This window comes from Acinetobacter septicus (assembly GCF_019355975.1).
Classification (GTDB): domain Bacteria; phylum Pseudomonadota; class Gammaproteobacteria; order Pseudomonadales; family Moraxellaceae; genus Acinetobacter; species Acinetobacter ursingii.
In genome coordinates this window covers 2750925-2772463 of the sequence record NZ_CP079898.1, presented here as the reverse complement: position 1 = coordinate 2772463, position 21539 = coordinate 2750925, and the positions used below count along the sequence as shown (strand labels likewise).

Sequence of the window (21539 nt, the reverse complement as noted above, 5' to 3'; positions counted from 1 at the left end):
CATTCTCCTATGGTGATACTCATTTTTAATCGTTTAGCTCTTTCATTTTTTCAAATAAAGCAATAGATTCAACATGACCCGTATGAGTAAACATGTCCATCACCCCTGCTTTTTTTAATTGGTAACCATGCTCAGCCAGTACACTTGCATCCCTTGCCAGTGTTGCTGGATTACACGATACATAAACGATTCTTTTTGCTCCAAAGTTCGGAATGTACTGCATAACTTCATATGCACCCGCACGTGGAGGGTCTATCAATAATGCATCAAATCCCTGTTTTGCCCAAGAATGATGCGAAAAATCTTTTGTTAAATCTTGTGAATAGAACTCAACTTGTGAAATTTCATTACGTTTCGCATTTTCTGTTCCACGTTGTACCATGTCCTCACTACCTTCTACTCCCACCACTCGCCCAGTTGTTCCAACACAACGTGCCAGCGGCAAAGTAAAGTTACCCAAACCACAGAATAAATCGAGCACGCGCTCACCCTGTCGTAGCTGTAGCAATTCACATGCCAATTGTACCATCTGTTGGTTTACACTTGGGTTAACTTGCGTAAAATCAAGCGGCGAAAACGCAAAATTTAAGTCGAATTCAGGCAAGCTGTAATGCAGACGCATCTCTGCTTGTTCATCCACGCGTTTTAAACTGCTCGCAAAGCTTTTAGGTTGCAGATAAAGCTGCCAGCCTTTTTGTTTTGCAAAACCCAGTAGTTGATCTATATCTTTATGGGCGAGCGGCTCGACATGGCGAACCAAAAGTGCAATCTCTGAATCTCCCATCGCCAACTCTATATGACCAATACTGCCTTTGCCTTTTAGACTTTGCAGTAATTGTTTTAATTCAGGTAAAGCCTCTGACAACCGTACTTGCAGAATTGGACAAGTACCAATCGAGATTAAACGATTACTTTGATGCTCCCGAAAACCCATTATTAACTGCTTTTTGGCAGGCAAATAACGCACACCGATACGCGCCCGATGTCGGTAATCCTGCTGCGCTGAACGCAAAGGAGTCAACCACTGCGTCGCTTGCAATCCACCAAAATGTTGCAAATGTGACTTCAATACATTCTGTTTTAACTGAATCTGTTCATTCGGATCTATATGCTGCATGTTACAACCGCCACAAATGCCATAATGAGGACAAATCGGGGCTACGCGCAATGGAGAAGGTTCACTCAACAATTCGAGCATTTCCCCTTCTTCCAGACGTTTGGTTTCATGCGTGATTTTGGCGCGAACGATTTCACTCGGCAGCGCATAGCGGATAAAAACTTTTTTACCCGTTTTGGCTTCAGGATGTTCTACATCAGTTCCAAAATGCGCAATACCACGCCCCTCATGCGATAAGGACTCGACCTGAAAAGTGTACACAGGAGATTGAGCAGAAGGTTTAGTGGCGTGTTTCAAGAGATGACCTAATGATTTGATGAGTTGGGTGATGAGTCGTGAGAATTTGAAGAAAAATAATGTTGCGTGAATGGAGTATGATGACTGGTCTGTTGCCAGACCTGTAAAAACTCATGGTGTTGCGATTGTTGCTGTAAGTAATGAATGGTCGCCTGAATCCACTGTTCATGATCCTGTGGCAACAATTGACCCTTGAGTAACAACCAACGTAGATAAATCAGCCAGGTATTGAGTACATCCCCTTCACAGTAACTGGTCAGTTTCAGCCATTGTTCATGTTGAACATAACTTGGTATATGATAACCTGATTCTCCACGTTTTCCGGGAAAGCCAAGCAAACATGCAATATCGTCCAATTTCTGAAAATTGCGACCATTAAACATTGCCATGACATCCATCACATCGATATGCCGATGATGATAACGATTCTGGTAGTTATTATAACGCTTCTGGGTATCTAACTCACCCTGATCAAATAAACTGGGTGCAGACAAACCATGATACATGGCACGAAACAGAATCACAGGCAAGTCAAATTGTGAACCATTCCAACTGACTAAGTTCGGATGGCGTTTATCAAAAATAGAAAGAAATTTGGCTAAAATCTCAGCTTCAGAATAATGTTCCTGACTAAAGGAAAAGAGCTTCAACCCTTGCTCATCCACCCATAAACCAGAAATACAGACGATTTCATGTAAGGGCAAACGCTGAAAATCCATGCCAGATTCCTGACGGAGAATTTTGCTCAGCGCCTGTTCCAGATCATCATCAGGCAGATCCAAATGATATAAATGCGCCCCCGCCTTTAAATCAGTCAAGGTTTCAATATCAAAAACCAGTGTCGGAAAGCGCATAATAATCTCTAAATAGTACTCGTTAAAATGTTTATTCAGGATCTTGCACAGAGAACAGACCTGTTGATAAATAACGATCGCCACGGTCACAAATAATGCAGACAATCACAGCATCAGGTTGTTCTTCTGCAATTTTGAGCGATGCCCAAACCGCGCCACCCGATGATGTTCCTGCACTAATGCCTTCTTCACGCGCTAGACGACGCATGGTTTTTTCAGCTTCAATCTGTGGAATATCGATAATACGATCTACGCGAGATGCATCAAAAATTGTCGGCAAATATTCTTTTGGCCAACGGCGGATTCCCGCAATACTAGAACCCTCAGAAGGCTGTAAACCCACGATTTGAATCTCTGGATTTTGCTCTTTTAAATACTTGGATACGCCCATAATGGTACCCGTGGTTCCCATCGAGCTGACAAAATGGGTAATTTTGCCGCCTGTTTGTTCCCAGATTTCAGGGCCAGTGGTTAAGTAATGTGCTTCCACATTATCAGGATTACCAAATTGATTTAAGACTAAACCCTGACCTTCGGTCTGCATCTGCAAAGCTAAATCACGTGCGCCTTCCATGCCTTGTTGCTGAGTCACTTCAATTAACTCCGCACCATAAGCCAGCATCGCATCTTTACGTTCCTGACTCATGTTATTGGGCATAATTAATTTCATTTTATAGCCGCGCATCGCGGCAACCATCGCCAGTGCAATTCCGGTATTGCCACTGGTGGCTTCAATCAAAGTGTCGCCAGGTTGAATCTGACCGCGTTTTTCAGCCTGCATAATCATATTATAAGCAGGTCGGTCTTTCACAGAACCAGCGGGATTATTGCCCTCGAGTTTTGCCAATACTGTCGTTCGGCTATTTTTGGCTAAACGCTGTAAACGAACCAGAGGCGTTTTACCTACATAGTGATCCAGTAAAAATTCATCGGCAAAAAAATTAGGTTCTGTATTACTCATGATCTACACCTAAATCGAGGTGCGGCTATTGTATGAAAAAATGACCTTTACTGCACCCATTTCGCAGGCTTTTTCTTGAAAATGCTGAAAGCCTCGCCAGTTTATGACAAAGCCGTGTTAATATGCCGATCAAAGAGATAGATCTGATCGGGCTATGTCAAATTTCAATAAAAAGTTATCCAAACGCTTACGTCTGAATCATGCTTATGGTCAACTCATTGCCTTGATTTTTGTCCCGATCATGGTATTGACAGGCGTTGGCACTGTGCTGGTGTTAAATGAAACCAGTAATTCAGCCAAATTACAGCAACGTCATGCCGCAGCCGCATTATTAACCCGTTATCAGCGTACATCCGAAGATTTATTAAAACTGGTCACATTGCGTCCAGATCAATACGATCATGCCCAGTCCATTATGCAAAGCATGTTTGCTGAACGGAATTTACAACGCGCAGCCATTATTGATGCCCAAGGACAAGTGCAACTCAGCATCGGTTATCGTGATACCCGTTTTTGGCCAAGCATTCCAGACTTGGTTTTTTTTGGCCCCATCAAACATAATCATAATAGTATTTATGGGCTTAAACTTCAGAGTGCACAGCAACCCACTTGGCTTGTGGTTGAAATGGACAATCAACCTTTGCAACTGGCACGTTATCGCGTGTTTACCGTACTGGTGATTACAGGGCTGATTACTCTGCTATTGTTGCTGTTATGTCTCAATTTTTACTCGCGACGCTGGATCGCGCCGATGTATGAAATTCGGATGCAGCTACAACGTCTCAATGCCGATACACTTGATCAACACATGGTGATTAATAGTACAGGCGAATTACGACTGTTACAGCGTGATATTGCCAATATGGTGAAACGCCTGCATTTCAGCTTTTTAGAACTTAAAGAACATACCGAACAAACTGAAGATGATTTAAGACGTACACTGGATACACTTGAAGTTCAAAATATTACCTATCGACAAGCACGTGATCAGGCGATTTCAGCCAATCAGGCCAAATCGGTTTTTCTTGCCAATATCAGCCATGAACTACGCACGCCATTAAATAGTATTGATGGTTTTATTCATTTAATGTTGCGCCAACAAAATCTAAATAATGAGCAAAGCCTGTATTTACAAACCATTCGTAAATCGTCTGCACATTTACTGGCTTTGATTAATGATGTACTGGATTTTTCCAAAATCGATGCCGGCAAGCTTGAGCTTGAAACCGCGTCGTTTGATCTGGAAGAAGCGATTTTTGATGTCATGGATATGTTGTCGCCTTTGGCGGCGCAAAAGCATATCGATATGGCATTTTATTTTGATGACCAGATTCCACCCCATGTGATTGGGGATGTATTACGTTTTAAACAGATTCTGACCAACCTAATTTCTAACGCGATTAAATTTACCCCTGATGGTGAAATTATTGTTCGGGTAAGACTCGAACATGATGATATTGGACAATGTCTGATTCACTTTAGCGTACAAGACAGCGGGATTGGTCTGAGCGGAACTGACCGTAAAAAACTATTTGAGTCTTTCTCTCAAGGCGATGCTTCCGTCACCCGCCAGTTTGGTGGCACTGGACTTGGGCTGGCAATTTCTAAACAACTTGTCCATCTCATGCACGGTCAAATTGGGTTTGAAGACAATCAGGAACGCGCGCCCACTGAAAAAGGCTCAACATTTTGGTTTACCGCCTTGTTCCAAGTGGATGAAGATCACCAAATTGTGCATCCTCAATTTAAACATTTACATGTGGTGTCTTTTCTGGCGCATCCTGCAACTGCAAATATCCTACGCCATTATCTTGAAAACTATCAGGTACAACATACCGAAGCACAATCTATTCTCGATCTATTTAGTCGCTTGAACAGCTTAAAAACCGCAGATAATACGTGGTTGATTGTTGATCATAGTGGCGATACAGAAGCCTTGCTCAAAGAAATTCGCAGTCGCTATACAGGTAATCTCGCAGTCTATGGTTATCAAATGGCGCTTGAGCCAAATATGCTGCATGAATATCGAGCTAGACCACTGTATCAGCCGCTGAGTCGTGCTGCCTTGATTCAACTGTTGAGCAATCAGCCTATTTTTGAACCTGAGCATGAGCAATTTAATGGTCAGGGCTTACATGTACTGGCGGTGGATGATCATTTACCCAATTTGATTGTACTCGAAGCATTACTGGGTGAACTCAACGTGAAAACCACCAAAGCGCTTAGTGGTCAGGAAGCCTTGAGTATTATTGAAAACCGTCTTGAGCGTGATGAAAAACCATTTGATATTGTGTTTATGGATATTCAAATGCCTGTCATGTCAGGGATTGATACTACTCGCGCGATTCGCTCATTGGAATCGACATTAGATGGCAAAATGCGCTTACCGATTATTGCTTTAACTGCACATGCTCTATCCGATGAAAAACAAAAATTGCTGAAAGTCGGGATGGATGATTACGTCACTAAACCGATTCAGATTGAACAAATTATTCAAATCCTGAATGAATGGACTAAAAATAATTTTGCCAGCAATACCAGACCTGAAAACACTATTTTGATGGATGCGCTTGATCCCACAATTTTAGATTGGCAGCAAAGCTTACAACTTGCAGCCAATAAAGAAGATCTGGCGCAAGACTTACTTAGAATGCTCGTGGATAGCTTTGATACTGAACTCAATGAAATGCAACAGTTGATCGAACTGGAAGACTTCCCGCAACTGGAACATGTGTTGCATCGTCTTTATGGTGCAACCCGCTATGTTGGCACACCAAAATTACAACATGTCACTGGCGACTTTGAACAATTCGTTTCAACCTTGAGAAAAGAACGCCGTCGTGCCGATGATACTTTTATTCAGGAAGTCTTAAATCGTTTTGAGGAACTTCAACTCAGTATTCGTGAAGTTGAGAGTGCAGCACAACAAATTTTAAATATCACGTCTTAGCACAGCGGTTTTCAATGTGACTGAGCTGTCATTTTTCCATGATTGGCTCATGTTATGCTGCGTACATAAATAAAAATCAAAGGAATACACATGGCGCTTCTCAATGTCAGCAATCAAAATGGTATCGTCACAGTTCGTCTGAATCGACCAGAAAAACGCAATGCCATGAGCTTTGCTTTACTGCGTGAACTGGTCAGCACCGCAAAAAAAATTGAAAAAGACCGTCGTGTACGCTGTGTCATTTTAACTGGTGAAGCACAAGTCTTTAGCGCAGGTATTGATCTGGCTGACTTAAACGCACCTAAAAACAGCCTGTATGCTGCATGGGAGCTAATAAAACCCGGACAAAGCCTCTTTCAAAAAGCCTTTCTGGTATGGCAGAACCTACCTGTTCCTGTGATTGCAGCAATCGAAGGTTATTGCTTTGGGGCAGGTATGCAACTGGCGCTTGCCGCAGATATTCGTATTGCACAGCCAGAAACCAAAATGTCGATTATGGAAAGTCGTTGGGGGCTTGTTCCAGATATGGGTTTAACCCGTACCATTAAAGGTTTGGTCGGCATAGATTTAGCAAAAGAATTAACCCTGACCGCACGTATTTTTGATGCAGATTATGCCAAAGAAATTGGTTTGGTTACCCATCTTTCTGAAAATCCAATTGAACGTGCAAATCAGTTAGCACTTGAACTATTACAGCGTTCTCCTGATGCATTAACGGCAGCAAAACGGGTTTTAGATGCGATGGAACACGAACCCAAAAAAGCACTACGCTTGGAAAAACTTTGGCAGCTTAAATTGATTCTCGGTAAAAATAGCCGTTTGGCACGTCAAAAGGACAAACATCCTGAAACTGAATTTTTGCCGCGCCAATACAAATAGATGGATATACATGTCAATAAGGAAGCCAATATGAGAGTTGATGTAAATACGCCAATTGCATTTTTGGGTATGGGTTTAATGGGCAGTCGGATGGCAGGCCGTTTAATAAAAGCAGGGTTTAAAGTTTCAGTCTGGAATAGAACTGAAGCCGCCTGTGAACCATTAATGACAATGGGCGCTACATCTTTACAACTTAAAAATATTGGCGATTATCCTGTCATTTTGACTTGTCTGGCGGATGATCATGCGGTGAGTCATGTATTTGGGCAAATTAAGACTTATTTAAAACCAGAACAGATCATTGTCGATTTTTCCAGTTTGTCTGTAGAAACGACCTTAGACCTTGCCAAGCAAAGCGCACAACAGCAAGTCGACTGGATTGATTCGCCTGTTTCTGGTGGCACAGCGGGTGCAGAACAAGGTACACTGGTGATCTTTGCAGGTGGCGATGCAAAAATCATTGATGAACTAGCTCCTATTTATCAAGTTCTATCCCAACGTGTGACGCGTATGGGAGAAAATGGCACTGGGCAAGCCACCAAAATTTGTAATCAATTAATTGTAGCAGCCAATAGCGCATTAATTGCAGAAGCTATCGCATTGGCGAATTTAGCTGGTGTAGATATCACTTTGCTCGCACCCGCACTAGCAGGCGGTTTTGCAGACTCCAAACCGTTTCAGATCTTAGCTCCACGCATGGCAACGCATAACTTTGAACCTGTGCAATGGAAAGTACAAACCTTATCGAAAGATTTAAACAACGCAGTACAATTGGCGAAAAATTTTAACCTCAATATTCCTGTGGCTAACCAAGCTTTAACTCAGTTACAAGCGCACCAACAAAAAGGCTTTGCCGAGCAAGATTTAGCGACTATGATCAAACAGATAGAAAATAAATCTTAAAGGATGAAGATCATGAGTCAGTTAGCAGTGAATCTTTCCCTTATTTTTACTGAAGTTCCTTTAATTGAACGCTTTGCACTGGCACGTCAATATGGCTTTCAACATGTAGAGATTCAATTTCCTTACGAACTCAGCATTCACCAGATTCGTGAACAACTCGAACAACATCACTTAAGTCTGTGTCTGATTAATGTTCCTACGGGTGATCTGATGCAAGGTGGCAATGGTCTGGCAGGCATTCCTGGCAAAGAAATTGAATTTCATCAGGCGCTGGAACAAGCGATTCAGTACGCGAGTGCGCTAGATGTGCCTCGAATCAATATTTTAGCTGGTAAACAGCCGCTGGATGCAGATTTACTGCCCTGTCTAAATACACTGGCCAGCAACCTTAAACTGGCGTGTCACCTGATGACTGAACATGGGATTGAACCTGTATTTGAAATGATCAATGGCACTGATATGCCGCGCTTTTTAGTGCAAAATATTGCTCAGGCTCAGGAAATGCTTGAAGCGGTACAACATCCTGCTTTAAAAATGCAATATGACTGTTATCACATGGCAATGATGGGTGAAGATGTACTCGAAGGTTTAAAAGAAAATATCGACCAGATTGGACACATCCAGTTTGCAGACTGCCCAGGTCGTCATGAACCTGATACAGCCGAACTGAACTTTGCACAGATTTTTCAGTGGTTACAGCACAGTCAGTACCAAGGATACATTGCAGCAGAATATAAACCTCAATACACATCTGCGCAGTCTTTCGAATGGAAAAACAAATATTTTTCTAATGACGTAAATACATAATGTGTTACAGCGAGGGTTTGAAATTTAGTCAAAACTTCGCTATATTAGATCCTGAGTAATTGTCAGGAAATTATACCCTTTATGAATTTAGAACCATCGCCCAGCGCTTCTAATTCTCACGATCTCGCAATGAATTCAACGCCGCATAATGTAGAAGCTTGTCTAAAAGTTGTACATGATGCACTTACCGATGTAAAAGCAAAAGATATTTTAGAACTTGATGTAAGCAGCATTAGCAATGTCGCCGACGCGATTGTTATTGCAAGCGGTACATCTACCCGCCATGTTAAAGCCCTTGCTGATAATGTTGCCGATGAAGCACGTAAAGCAGGTTTTCGCCCGATTGGGGTTGAAGGTGAACGTGATGCCGAATGGATCTTGATCGATCTCGGTTTTGTTGTTGTCCATGTGATGTTACCAACCGCTCGTAAGTTTTACGATCTTGAAAGCTTATGGCGCGATGCTCCAGAGGCAACTGCCTAAAAATATAAGAGCAAGAAGAGCGACCCATATGGCCGCTCTTTTTATATCAAAACTATATTTTTTTCTATTAGAAAATAATTTAAATTGAATAATAATAGGAATTTAGACAATGGAATTAGAAAAAAAACCAGCCCCTCATGATATCTCTATAGCTAAAACAGTAACTTATCTCCTCTTAGGCATTCCAGCGAGCATGTGTATTGGGGCTATTTTCGCTCAAGTTTCCACCATGTATATGGATAAACTTGAAGGGGCTGCAGGACAAGCTGCAATCACTATATTTATCATCATTAGTGTAGTGTGCTACCTCATCAGCTTAATCTTGCTTCCTATTTTTTCCAAAAAAAACCAGAGGTTCTATCAGCTACACTTAATATATTTGGTTTGCTAACCTTCATTTTTTTAATGATTGTTTTAACAATCTAGCCCAACTCATTTTTTGGGAATTAAACCGTTCATTTTACACAAAGACAATTAAGAGTATTTCCATTCAACATGAATCACATTAGATCTTCTAAAAAACCACAAATCAAAGCTTAAAAAGATGACTATTGAGTTAAACTAAGAGCGCTCTTATTTTTCATTACTTTTAATTTTTATAATATTCAAGGCTTGATCATGACTGTCCAGCAACTTATAAAACGCCTTTCCATTAGTTTATGCCTTACTTGCATTAGCACCAGTATTTTTGCCTCACCTGCAAAACTCAGCACAGTGAAAGAGCTCATGCAAGTGAGTCAAATTGACTATTTATTACGTCAATCACTCATTGAATTAAAGCCCTATTATGACAAACAGGCCGAACAAATTATTTTAAATACAACAGGCTCAAAACAACTCAATGACAAAGAAAGACAAGCAGCGAATCAACTCAGTCAACTTTTAAAAGACTATAGTACGCAGATCATTAGTAATCCAAACACCCAAAAAACCATCGAAGAAATTTATTTAAAAACCTATAGTGAAGAAGAATTACAAGCCAGTATTAAATTTCTAAATACGCCAGAAGGACAGTCAATTACACGGAAAAATGCCAAAATGATGGGTGAGCTTTCCGAATATATGATGCGCTTGGGTCAAGAAATGTTCAATGATGATCAAACACGTGAAAATTTTCAGGAAAAAATGATGGCGATTATTGCGCCTCTTATTGTCGAAAAAAATAAAAATCAAGAAAAACCGTAATTTATCATCATTTTTTAAAGTTTTTTTAAGCTGTATAAATGCAGATTCGGCTGTAGCGGGATACCCCCTCAGCCGAATCAAGCTTACCACGTCATTGGATTCCAGATTTTAAATGGCTTAACCAACAACACATCTGATTTTTCATCATATTTTGCAGGTTTTAATTCTTGCGGTTTATGTCGAATCTTGCCTGAAGTATCTTGTGCTACAAAGTTATAGCTCGATGATTTCAAACGAGTAAATGCAATTTCATTACGCCCTATTTTTTCCTGCATAATCAAAAATGGTCCTGTGCGTTCTTTACGTGCAGGATTTTCTTCATCATATTTCAGATAATAGCTTTGTCCTGCATCTACCGTCATATCAATGTATTTCGGTTCTTGAAAATGAAAAACTGTTAAAGGACGACTGGTCGAAATCCGATAAGTTCCCGCAGGCAATTCCACCCAATAATAATGATTATTTAATAAACTCGGAATCCGCTTTCCATTAATAAAAATATTGGCAGCAGCAATTTCCTGTTGATTCCAGCGTGAGTCTGGGCGATATAAATACACGACGGCAGCTTGGGGATTTTGTGGTTGAATCGGCTGGAAATATTGTCCTAGTTTTTGGTTAACCCAACCACCGACAGAAAACCCACCCACATGATATTGATCTAATATTCCAGGCTCTTGATTGACATCGACTTTTGGCAAAGTTGAGGTTAAGGTTTCAGGCTCAGATTTTAACTGGGAAGTACTATGACAGGCTGTCAACGCCCCAACGCAACACAGTGATAATAATAAATAACGCATGATATCCCTCAAGGCGTTTTATTTCATTTATTTTACGGCGCAAAACTATGCGTATTTCGCCTCAAGATTAACACCTCATTTTTTATTTGCAAATAAAAAAGCATGAAATGCCTGAGCAGATCATACTTTTCAGATAAGTATCAGATGATTGAACTTATGTAAAACTTATGCAGATTTAGAATCAACCACTTTCAAATCAACTTGTTCAACCGTATCATGATTTTTGTGCGGTAAGCGTTCCTTTTGGAAAACTGGTTGCGCTCCTTCTGTAATCACTGCTTCATTGATGATGACAGTGCCGACATCATCACGACTTGGCAGCTCATACATAGTTTCAAGCAACACATTTTCCAGTATCGAACGCAAACCACGCGCCCCTGTATTGCGCTCTAAGGCTTTTTTAGCAACTGCACGCAATGCTGCATCTTCAAATACCAGATCAACATCTTCCATATTAAATAGATATTGATACTGACGAGTCAACGCATTTTTCGGCTCAGTCAAAATCTGCATGAGCGCCGCTTCATCCAGTTCTTCAAGCGTTGCAATCACAGGCAAACGACCAATAAACTCTGGAATTAAACCAAATTTCACCAAATCAGTCGGTTCAACCTGACGGAACAATTCAGCTAGTTTTTTGCTTTCATCTTTATTTTTGACTTCCGCAGTAAAACCAATGCCGCCTTTTTCCTGACGTTGCTGCACGATTTTTTCAAGTCCAGAAAACGCACCACCACAGATAAACAGGATATTCGCAGTATCAATCTGAATAAATTCCTGTTGTGGATGCTTACGTCCACCTTGCGGCGGAATCGAAGCCACTGTGCCTTCAATCATTTTCAGTAAGGCTTGTTGTACCCCTTCACCCGATACATCACGGGTAATCGATGGATTTTCAGACTTACGGGTAATTTTATCGATCTCATCGATATAGATAATGCCCTTTTGTGCTTTCTCTACATCATAATCGGCTTTTTGTAACAGCTTTTGCACGATGTTTTCGACATCTTCACCCACATATCCAGCTTCGGTTAAGGTCGTCGCATCTGCCATAGCAAATGGAACATCCAATAACCGCGCTAAAGTCTGTGCAAGCAAGGTTTTACCTGAACCTGTCGGCCCAATCAGCAAGATATTACTTTTGGCAATTTCAATATCCTGATTGGCTTTATGTCCAGATTGACCGACTTTCAAACGTTTGTAATGGTTATAAACCGCTACAGATAAGGTTTTTTTCGCAATATCCTGACCAATCACATATTGGTCCAAAGCTTTACGAATTTCTTGCGGTTTAGGTAGCTCACGACTTGCCCAATCTCCAGCTTCAACTTGTTGACTGGTTTGCACGAGATCAAGACACACGTCCACACATTCATTACAGATATATGCGTCCTCACCTGCAATCAGTTTCCCGACTTCAGACTGCGTTTTACCGCAAAATGAACAATGTTTTTGTCCTTGAGGATGTTCGGACATAATTACTCCAACTTAAATCTTAACTTTTAGGGACGTTTAGATAAAACTTGATCCACTAAACCATATTCTTTGGCTGCTTGCGCAGTCATGAAATTATCACGATCCGTATCACGGGCAACGGTTTCGTAGTCTTGACCACTATGTTCTGCCATTAAACGATTCAAACGCTCTTTGATAAATAAAATTTCACGCGCATGAATCTCAATATCAGAAGCCTGACCACGGAAACCACCGAGTGGCTGGTGGATCATGACACGGGCATTTTCAAGACAGTAACGTTTGCCTTTAGCGCCCGCGTTCAACAAGAACGCTCCCATAGAAGCTGCCTGCCCCATACAATAAGTCACCACATCAGGTTTAATAAACTGCATGGTATCGTAAATTGCCATACCTGCGGTCACTGAACCACCTGGTGAATTAATATAGAGGTGTATATCTTTATCTGGGTTCTCTGCTTCTAAAAACAACATCTGAGCGACAATTAAATTCGCCATGTTATCTTCCACTTCACCCGTTAGAAAAATTACACGCTCGCGTAGTAGACGTGAAAAAATATCAAAAGAACGCTCACCACGTGAAGACTGTTCAACGACAACAGGAACTAAAGCATTTTCAATTGTTGGAACATACATACGATTATTTATTCCTAAATTTTTGTAACTTAACTCATTCCCACAATATGAGGGATAATCATTAAAATTGCAAAAGCATTCCTTTCAAAATATCGTTTTATTTCTGTATAAAACGCGCATTTCTGTCGGAATATCAGAAAAGAACAGATTCATAAAAAAAGGCGCTTTCGCGCCTTTTCTCAATCTATATGAAAGATTAACGAGCTTGGCGCGCTTGTTGTTCTTTCAATAAGTCTTCATAACTCACATCAGTATTGGTTACTTTTGCAGCAGCCAAAATATGATCAACCACTTGATCTTCTAACACAACCGCTTCGATTTGAGCACGTTGCTGTTTGTCATTTTTGAAGTATTCGATCACTTCAGTTGGATCTTCATAAGAAGATGCCATATCTTCGATATAAGCATCTACACGGCTTTGATCCACTTCAAGTTTCGCATCAGCAAGTACTTTACTTACCAATACACCCAATTTTACTGATTTTTCAGCTTGTTCTTTGAACAATTCATCTGGAAGCATGCTCTTGTCAAATGCTTGAGCACCAGCACCACCAAACTGTTGGGTGAACTGTTGAATCATTTGTTCGCGTTGACGATCGATTTCCTGAGCAACCATCGCAGCAGGAACTTCGATTTCGTTTGCAGCAACAAGTGCATCAAACGCCGCTTGTTTTACTTGGTTACGTAAACCGTTACGAACTTCACGCTCCATGTTCTTACGAACATCAGCTTTAAGTTTTTCAACGCCTTCTTCTTCAGTCAAACCAAAGATTTTAAGGAATTCTGCATCAATCTCTGGAAGTTTTGATTTTTCAACTTGCTTCACAGTGATTTTGAATTGCGCTTGTTTACCCGCAAGATTTTCAGCTTGGTAATCTTCGGGGAAAGTGACATCGATAACTTTCTCTTCGCCTGCTTTCATGCCCACGATCCCATCTTCAAAACCAGGAATCATACGGCCAGAACCCAATACTAGTTTAAAGTCTTCAGCAGAACCGCCTTCAAACTTTTCACCATCAATCGAACCTTCAAAGTCGAAAGTCACTTGCATGTCTTTTTTCGCCATACCTTTGGTTACAGCCCAAGTTTGACGTTGTTTTTGCAAGTTTTCGATCATTTGATCAACGTCTTTATCGTTGATTTCAGTTGATTTACGCTCAACTTCTAAGTCATTGAATGCTTTCACTTCAACTTCTGGATACACTTCAACAGTCGCTTCGTAGACTAAAGCGTCATCTTTATGTTCCACTTTTTCGATGTTTGGCATGCCAACGGCATTGATTTTTTCTTGTTGAATCGCTTCAAAAACGCTATCACGAATAATGTCGTTCACCACTTCCTGATAAATACCAGGACCGAAATCAGAACGTACACGTGACATAGGCACTTTGCCCGGACGGAAGCCGTTGATCTTCACAGTTTTGGCAGTGCGTTTTAAACGAGCTTCAAATTGCTCATTAATACGGCTCGTCGGTACAGAAACATTTAAACGACGGGCAACGCCCGAAACCGCTTCAGTCGTTACTTGCATGGCTTCCTCGATAATTAGTTAGTAGTAACAATTTTTAAAAGTGCCACATTATATGACAACTTTGCCGATATACAAAACGGATGATGAAAAAGGAGTAATTTTTAGGGTTTTATGAGCTTTTTCGTAAAATAAAGTTTCTTAAAATAATCTTAATTTTTGTTTAGTAATCAGTAAAAACAATTAAAAAAAAATTTTATATTTTTTTTCCCATAAAAAATTATTACAAATGTAAATAATATAGATACTAATAAGAATAATTATTACTTAGAATTGCACAGCTTAAACAAACCTCCACTTTTCCTTCATCATTTTATGGACTGGAACAACATGGCTAAGTCTTCTTGCTTAAAAAAGAAAAGAGTGAAAACCGTCGCTCTTGCGATTGCTTTACCTAATTTAGCATTTGCTGCATCGGATGATAGCGTAACTCAGCTACCAACAATTCAGGCTAAAGCAGAACAAGCAACAGATTCTTACCATGCCAAAAACAGCTCCTCGACCAAACATACTGAATCTTTACTCAATACCGCAAAGACAGTACAGGTCTTGACTGAAAAAGCGCTAAAAGATCAGGGATTGGTTTCTTTGCAAGAAGCATTAGCGACCACACCTGGTATCAGTTTCGGCGCAGGTGAAGGCGGCGGCGGTTATGGCGACAAAATTAACCTTCGTGGTTATGATGCCACCTACAATACGACAATTGATGGCTTACGCGACGCAGCTTTGACTAATCGTTCAGATTTATTCAATTATGAAGCAGTCGAAATTACAAAAGGTGCAAACTCTGTTGAAAATGGCGTTGGCCAAGTCAGTGGTGGTGTCAACCTTGTTTCCAAAGCCCCAAAAAATAAAGACTTTAATGAGGTGACTTTGGGTGTAGGAACAGATGACTACAAACGCTTTACTGGTGATTTTAATAAAGTCCTAAGTGATGATGTAGCATTCCGTTTAAATGTGATGGGTCATGACAATACCTATGCAGGTCGCGATGAAGAAATGAAACGCTGGGGTATTGCACCGTCAATTACTTTTGGAATCAATGACAAAACAAAAGCAACGCTCTCTTATTTTTATCAGGAAGATGAAAATGATCCTCAATATGGCGTACCGTACTATAATGGCAAGGCCGTACCAGGTATTTCAAATAAAAATAGCTATGGTTATAGCAACTTAGACCAACAAAATACGACTAATAATGTTGCAACATTAAAAATTGAAAGCGAAATTAATGATGCAATGAAACTCAACTCGATCACGCGTTATAGTGATATCGAGCAAGAAACGACGATCTCAGCTCCACAAGGTACTTTCTGTCTTGCCAACGGTACTGCCCCAACAGCATATACCAATGCAAACCAAACAGGATATACAACGTGCACCACACCAGGACAATATGTTGTGAGTGGCCCACGTGGTTATTATCGCGACACTGAAAATAAACAGTTTGCGCATGACACCAATTTGACAACTAAGTTTAAAACTGGATTCATTGATCATGCTTTAGTGACTGGTATTGGTTTTAGCCGTGAAGACTACACCATTACAACAGGGGGCTACCTATATAATGCGGATGGTAGCGCAGCCACCAAACCTAATATGGATGTTTATAATCCTGATAATTTCTGGCATGGCCCAACCAATTTCCGCAAAACAGGTTATGCAGAAGGCAGTCTAGATGTTTATTCAGCGTATATTTTCGATACACTTAAATTCAACGATCAATGGTTACTTAATTTAGGTGTTCGTGACGACTATACAAAAGGACAATATCGTTCAGATACAATATTGGCGACCACTGGGGCTGTAACCACAGGTAAAACGTATGGTCAGTCTGATAACCTATTTTCTTACAATGTTGGCTTAACTTTTAAACCAACGCCAGCAACCAGTATTTATGCTGCTTACTCAAATGCCGAAAAACCAACTCAAAACACTGCAAATGGTGGCTGCTCTCAAACCGTAACCAACAATGTGATTACTGCCAACACGTGTAATACTGATCCAGAACATGCGATTAGCTATGAAGTTGGCGCAAAATGGGAAGTCAATCCAAACCTACTATTAACTGGGGCGGTATTTCGTAACGAACAAGATAAAGTACGTGTGACCAGTGACATTGCAGGCCAACCTGATGCAACTATAGATGGCCAAAACTACGTACAAGGTGTTGAGTTAGGTTTAGCTGGAAATATTCTCCCACAATGGGCAATTACCGCAAGTCTTGCCTACATGGAAGGCGAATACGATCAAACCAAAGCCAATGGATCACCAAATATTGATTTCCAGAAAGGCGATAAGCTTGTTAACGTACCAAAAGTATCTGGTAGCTTATGGACAACCTACGATATCGATCCTCAATGGCAAGTGGGCTATGGTTTAACTTATCAAGGTGAAATGTATTTAACTACACACTCTTCAAATACCAACAACCTTGTTCCACAAGTTAAATCTGATGATTATTTCATCCACAATGCTTCCGTAACTTATAAATATAGTAAAGATCTAAGCTTCCAGTTAATCGGACAAAACCTCGCTGATGAGAAATACTATACACATATTCGCAGCAATGGCTGGGCAATGCCAGGAGAAGGTCGTAAAGCGATTTTCAATGTAAATTATAAGTTTTAATCAATTCACTGTAATTCAGTTATGATAAGAAGCACTTGTATTTTCAAGTGCTTCTTTAATTTCTAATGACGAGATAAATGATGTTATTACAGATTCCCAATTTACTCAGTTTGGAACAGGTCAACCATTGTAGACAATTATTACAAACTGCTCCGTGGATTGATGGGAAAGTAACAACAGGACACCAATCCGCGCATTTAAAAAATAACTTACAACTCCCAATGGACTGTGATGAAGCAGTTAAAATGGGAAAAATAATTGAACAAGCAATTCTAAAAAACGCTTTAGCTTTCAGTGCTGCTTTACCAAAAAAGATTCTGCCACCGATGTTCAACTGCTATCAACATCATGGGCATTTTGGTGTGCATGTTGATAATGCCATTCGCAAACACCCAGAGACAAATGAATATCTAAGAACAGATATATCTTGTACGGTTTTTTTTACCAACCCAGATGAATATGAAGGTGGCGAACTCATCATTGAAGATACGTTCGGCTCTCAACAAATCAAACTCAATGCAGGTGATGCAATTTTATATCCATCCACCAGTTTGCATCAGGTCACTCCCGTCACTCAAGGCGCACGTATTGCCTCCTTTTTTTGGATTCAAAGTCTGATTGCATCGGATGCGCAAAGACGTATTTTATTTGAGCTGGATCAGAATATTCAGAAACTCAGTCAAACGCTAGACGCAACACATGCACAAGTCATTTCCTTAACTGGGATTTATCATAATTTATTAAGAGAATGGAGCGATGTTTAAATCGCCTCATCTAGTTTGCTTTGAGGTTTTGTATGGATTCTCAACAACCCACGCTTTTAAAACCGTTCACGACCATTCCTGCTCATTTACAAACCATCGCAGATTACGAGCAACAAGCCAGATTACATTTATCTGCTGCGACTTGGGAATATTTACAAGGCGGTGCAATGGATGAAATCAGTATCAGAGAAAATCGTGAGCAATTTGAGCAAATCAAACTGATCCCTCGACATCTAAAAGATTTAACTCAAGGTCAGACCCAACTCTCTTTATTTGGACAAAACTACCCTCACCCTATTTTTATGGCTCCGATTGGCCATCAAAGCTTATTTCATCCACAAGCAGAAAAAGCCAGTGCAATGGCGGCTGAGGTACTGCAAAGTAATTTCATATTAAGTACCTTTACCAATACAGATTTAGGTGAACTTCATCCAGAAAATCCTTACAAATGGTTTCAACTCTACTGGCAGGCAGATCGTCAAAAATCCTTAGAACTGGTTAAACTAGCAGAACAACAGCATTTCAAAGCCTTGGTCGTTACCATTGATTCACCGCATACGGGAATTCGTGATCGTGAACGCAAAGCTTTTTTTCAACTCCCCGAAAACATGCAACACCCCCACACACCTGCTCATTTCATGGCATCAGATGTTGCCCCTGATCAACATCCATTATTTCAAGGTCTGATGCATATGGCACCTCAATGGAATGATATTGAATGGCTAATCCAAAACACCGCTCTGCCCGTGATCCTTAAAGGTGTACTCCATCCTGCCGATGCAAAACAGGCAATTGAGATTGGCGCACAAGGCTTGATTATTTCCAATCATGGTGGTCGTGTATTAGATACAACTATTTCTCCACTCACTGCGTTACAGATGATAAAAGCGACTGTTGATCCTGAGTTTCCATTATTATTGGATGGAGGTATACGTCGTGGTAGTGATATTTTTAAAGCAATCGCTTTAGGTGCTTCTGCCGTACTGATTGGTCGTCCTTATATTTATGGCCTAGCGGTTGCAGGTGCATTAGGTGTCGCACATACCCTGAAAATCTTAAAAGAAGAATTTGAAGTCACCATGGCTTTAATGGGAACAGCCACATTAAAAGACATTAATCGAGATTATATTTACCCTTAATACGCATTTAAGTGGAAATTCTTTCCGCATAAAAAACAAATTACGCAAAAAACAGGGAAATATTTTCCACTTATTCAAATTAAAATTTAGGATATGATTTTGCATACGCGGCGTTTTTCACCTACACTCCAATGAGTCGTAAAATCTTTTACGCAGGTGAAACCACTAAGCTTATTTAATGGTATACGGAAATGAAATACGTTTTTGCTTTTTCCAAGTCTACAACTGATTTGACAGCACTCCTGATGCTGCGCCAAGCGCGCATACTCTCTTTTTGCCTCTAAACTGGCCACAAAATTTTTATATCATTTTCTTTAAATTATTGTATTTAGACACCATATATAAAGTAGTAAGCTGCCTAAAAAATATTGAGCAAGCGCTACGACAAGGAGTTATCTCATGATGTTGGCAGACCCAAGCAAAAAATACCGCCGTATGTACCAGCGAGTCGATTTACCTGACCGCCAATGGCCGAATAACGAAATTACCAAAGCACCGATCTGGATGAGTACCGACTTGCGTGACGGTAATCAAGCCATTTTTGAACCAATGGACATCGATCAAAAATTTAAAATGTTCCAAATGTTGGTCAAAATTGGTTTCAAACACATTGAAATTGGTTTTCCATCGGCGTCTCAAGTAGATTTTGACTTCACTCGTAAATTGATTGAAGAAAACCACATTCCAGATGATGTCTATATTGAAGTGTTGGTACAAGCACGTGATCATTTGATTGAACGTACCTTTGAGTCTTTGGTCGGTGCGAAACGCGCTATTGTGCATATCTATAATGCTAATTCACCGACCTTCCGTCAAAAAGTATTGAATGTTGATGCCAATGGCTCTAAAGCTTTAGCGGTTAATGCTGCTAAAAAAATTAAAGAAATTGCAGCACAATATCCTGAAACTGAATGGGTATTTCAGTACAGCCCAGAATGTTTTTCTGCTACAGAATTAGAAGTCGCTAAAGACGTTTGCGATGCTGTGACTGAAATCTGGGAAGCATCAGCAGAGAATAAAGTGATTTTGAACTTGCCTGCAACGGTCGAAGTTTCAACACCAAATGTTTATGCAGACCAAATCGAATGGATGCACCGTAATCTTGCTCGTCGTGATGGGGTGATCATTTCTGTTCACTGTCATAATGACCGTGGCTGTGGGATTGCAGCGTCTGAACTTGCGATTATGGCAGGAGCAGACCGTGTTGAAGGTTGCGTATTTGGTAATGGTGAACGTACAGGTAATGTTGATGTCGCAGCAATTGCCTTAAATATGTATACCCAAGGTGTGGCACCCGAGTTAGATTTCTCCAATATCAATGAAGTGATTGCCATCATTGAAGAATGTACAGGCTTACCTGTGCATCCACGTCATCCTTATGCGGGTGACTTGGTCTTCACAGCATTCTCAGGATCACATCAGGATGCCATCAAAAAAGGCTTTGAATTCCAGAAAAACGAAGAAATCTGGGATATGCCTTACTTGCCAATCGATCCAAAAGACTTGGGTCGTGACTACGATGCGGTCATTCGTGTCAATAGCCAGTCGGGTAAAGGTGGGATTGCTTACTTGTTAGAATCTCACTACAACGTGGTATTGCCGCGTCGTTTACAGATTGAATTTTCACAAATTGTGCAACAACACACCGACAGCAATGGTACGGAAATTAGTGCAACTGAAATCTGGAATTTGTTCCAAGATACTTACGTGAATGCTAAACAGCAGCACTATACCGCAAAAAACTATCGCCTTTCTGACGTAAATGGCACGCAGGCAATTGAACTCGAAGTGGATATTGATGGTGAAATCCAACAATTACGTGGCGAAGGCAATGGTCCAATTTCGGCTTTCTTAAATGCGCTTCAATTGCCGATTGATGTATTGAACTATGAAGAACGTAGCATTAGCTCTGGTGCCAACGCCAAAGCCTTGACCTTGATTGAAATTCAAGTCAAAGGAACAGGTAAGAGTGCGTTTGGAGCAGGAATCCATGACAACACCGTGACCTCATCCATTGAAGCGATTTTGGCCTCAACCAATCGTTTAATTGAACAAGGTGTCTTGAGCACAGAACAAGTGGCCGCTGCCGCTGTATAAACTACGTAAAACACTCTTTTTGAAAGGATACCTATGGTA

General features: G+C 40.6%; 18 protein-coding genes. 11 read left to right on the top strand and 7 right to left on the bottom strand.

Features of this window, described 5'->3' with window-relative positions:
* Positions 1 to 25 precede the first annotated feature (25 nt).
* The 3 genes from rlmD to cysM are packed head-to-tail and all read right to left on the bottom strand — an operon-like array spanning position 26 to position 3229.
* Positions 26 to 1414, bottom strand: a complete 1389-nt coding sequence (gene rlmD, locus I6L31_RS13130; RefSeq protein WP_005001419.1) for a 23S rRNA (uracil(1939)-C(5))-methyltransferase RlmD — start codon at positions 1412 to 1414, stop codon at positions 26 to 28.
* 8 nt (positions 1415 to 1422) lie between these two features.
* Positions 1423 to 2268: a 3'-5' exonuclease gene (locus I6L31_RS13125; protein ID WP_005001417.1), complete on the bottom strand. Its 846-nt coding sequence runs from the start codon at positions 2266 to 2268 to the stop codon at positions 1423 to 1425.
* Positions 2269 to 2299: 31 nt separating this feature from the next.
* Entirely contained in the window at positions 2300 to 3229 is a 930-nt protein-coding gene (gene cysM / locus I6L31_RS13120; RefSeq protein ID WP_005001414.1) for a cysteine synthase CysM, read from the bottom strand.
* 154 nt (positions 3230 to 3383) lie between these two features.
* Between cysM and I6L31_RS13115 the strand changes: the two genes are divergently transcribed.
* The 7 genes from I6L31_RS13115 (at position 3384) to I6L31_RS13085 (ending at position 10436) form a co-directional block, all read left to right on the top strand.
* Positions 3384 to 6179: a GacS-like sensor histidine kinase gene (locus I6L31_RS13115; protein WP_005001413.1), complete on the top strand. Its 2796-nt coding sequence runs from the start codon at positions 3384 to 3386 to the stop codon at positions 6177 to 6179.
* A 90-nt stretch (positions 6180 to 6269) separates the two neighbouring features.
* Complete coding sequence (locus I6L31_RS13110) at positions 6270 to 7058, top strand: crotonase/enoyl-CoA hydratase family protein (RefSeq protein ID WP_005001412.1); 789 nt, start codon at positions 6270 to 6272, stop codon at positions 7056 to 7058.
* A gap of 30 nt (positions 7059 to 7088) precedes the next feature.
* A complete protein-coding gene (locus I6L31_RS13105) occupies positions 7089 to 7961 on the top strand; it encodes an NAD(P)-dependent oxidoreductase (protein ID WP_005001407.1) in 873 nt (290 codons plus the stop codon).
* Positions 7962 to 7973: 12 nt separating this feature from the next.
* Positions 7974 to 8768, top strand: a complete 795-nt coding sequence (locus I6L31_RS13100) for a hydroxypyruvate isomerase family protein (RefSeq protein WP_005001403.1) — start codon at positions 7974 to 7976, stop codon at positions 8766 to 8768.
* A gap of 81 nt (positions 8769 to 8849) precedes the next feature.
* Positions 8850 to 9251, top strand: coding sequence for a ribosome silencing factor (rsfS, locus tag I6L31_RS13095; protein WP_005001401.1), 402 nt, complete (start codon positions 8850 to 8852; stop codon positions 9249 to 9251).
* A 109-nt stretch (positions 9252 to 9360) separates the two neighbouring features.
* Complete coding sequence (locus tag I6L31_RS13090) at positions 9361 to 9642, top strand: hypothetical protein (RefSeq protein ID WP_005001399.1); 282 nt, start codon at positions 9361 to 9363, stop codon at positions 9640 to 9642.
* 227 nt (positions 9643 to 9869) lie between these two features.
* Complete coding sequence (locus I6L31_RS13085) at positions 9870 to 10436, top strand: DUF2059 domain-containing protein (RefSeq protein ID WP_005001395.1); 567 nt, start codon at positions 9870 to 9872, stop codon at positions 10434 to 10436.
* Between the two features lie 83 nt (positions 10437 to 10519).
* Here the strand turns inward: I6L31_RS13085 and I6L31_RS13080 are convergent, their stop codons facing one another.
* From I6L31_RS13080 to tig, 4 genes are all read right to left on the bottom strand, one after another.
* Positions 10520 to 11233: a DUF2846 domain-containing protein gene (locus I6L31_RS13080; protein WP_005001394.1), complete on the bottom strand. Its 714-nt coding sequence runs from the start codon at positions 11231 to 11233 to the stop codon at positions 10520 to 10522.
* A 165-nt stretch (positions 11234 to 11398) separates the two neighbouring features.
* Complete coding sequence (gene clpX / locus I6L31_RS13075; RefSeq protein WP_005001393.1) at positions 11399 to 12709, bottom strand: ATP-dependent Clp protease ATP-binding subunit ClpX; 1311 nt, start codon at positions 12707 to 12709, stop codon at positions 11399 to 11401.
* 26 nt (positions 12710 to 12735) lie between these two features.
* Complete coding sequence (clpP, locus tag I6L31_RS13070) at positions 12736 to 13341, bottom strand: ATP-dependent Clp endopeptidase proteolytic subunit ClpP (RefSeq protein WP_004991313.1); 606 nt, start codon at positions 13339 to 13341, stop codon at positions 12736 to 12738.
* Between the two features lie 196 nt (positions 13342 to 13537).
* A complete protein-coding gene (tig, locus tag I6L31_RS13065) occupies positions 13538 to 14872 on the bottom strand; it encodes a trigger factor (protein WP_004991314.1) in 1335 nt (444 codons plus the stop codon).
* Between the two features lie 327 nt (positions 14873 to 15199).
* Here tig and I6L31_RS13060 point away from each other — a divergent pair, with 327 nt between their 5' ends.
* From I6L31_RS13060 to leuA, 4 genes are all read left to right on the top strand, one after another.
* On the top strand, positions 15200 to 17500 hold the full coding sequence (locus I6L31_RS13060) for a TonB-dependent receptor (RefSeq protein WP_005001391.1): 2301 nt from the start codon (positions 15200 to 15202) through the stop codon (positions 17498 to 17500).
* Positions 17501 to 17580: 80 nt separating this feature from the next.
* Positions 17581 to 18264, top strand: a complete 684-nt coding sequence (locus I6L31_RS13055) for a Fe2+-dependent dioxygenase (protein ID WP_005001389.1) — start codon at positions 17581 to 17583, stop codon at positions 18262 to 18264.
* A gap of 32 nt (positions 18265 to 18296) precedes the next feature.
* Positions 18297 to 19403, top strand: coding sequence for an alpha-hydroxy acid oxidase (locus I6L31_RS13050; RefSeq protein ID WP_005001386.1), 1107 nt, complete (start codon positions 18297 to 18299; stop codon positions 19401 to 19403).
* A 399-nt stretch (positions 19404 to 19802) separates the two neighbouring features.
* Positions 19803 to 21500 (top strand): 2-isopropylmalate synthase, encoded by a 1698-nt coding sequence (leuA, locus tag I6L31_RS13045; RefSeq protein ID WP_005001385.1) that lies wholly within the window; start codon positions 19803 to 19805, stop codon positions 21498 to 21500.
* Positions 21501 to 21539 lie beyond the last annotated feature (39 nt).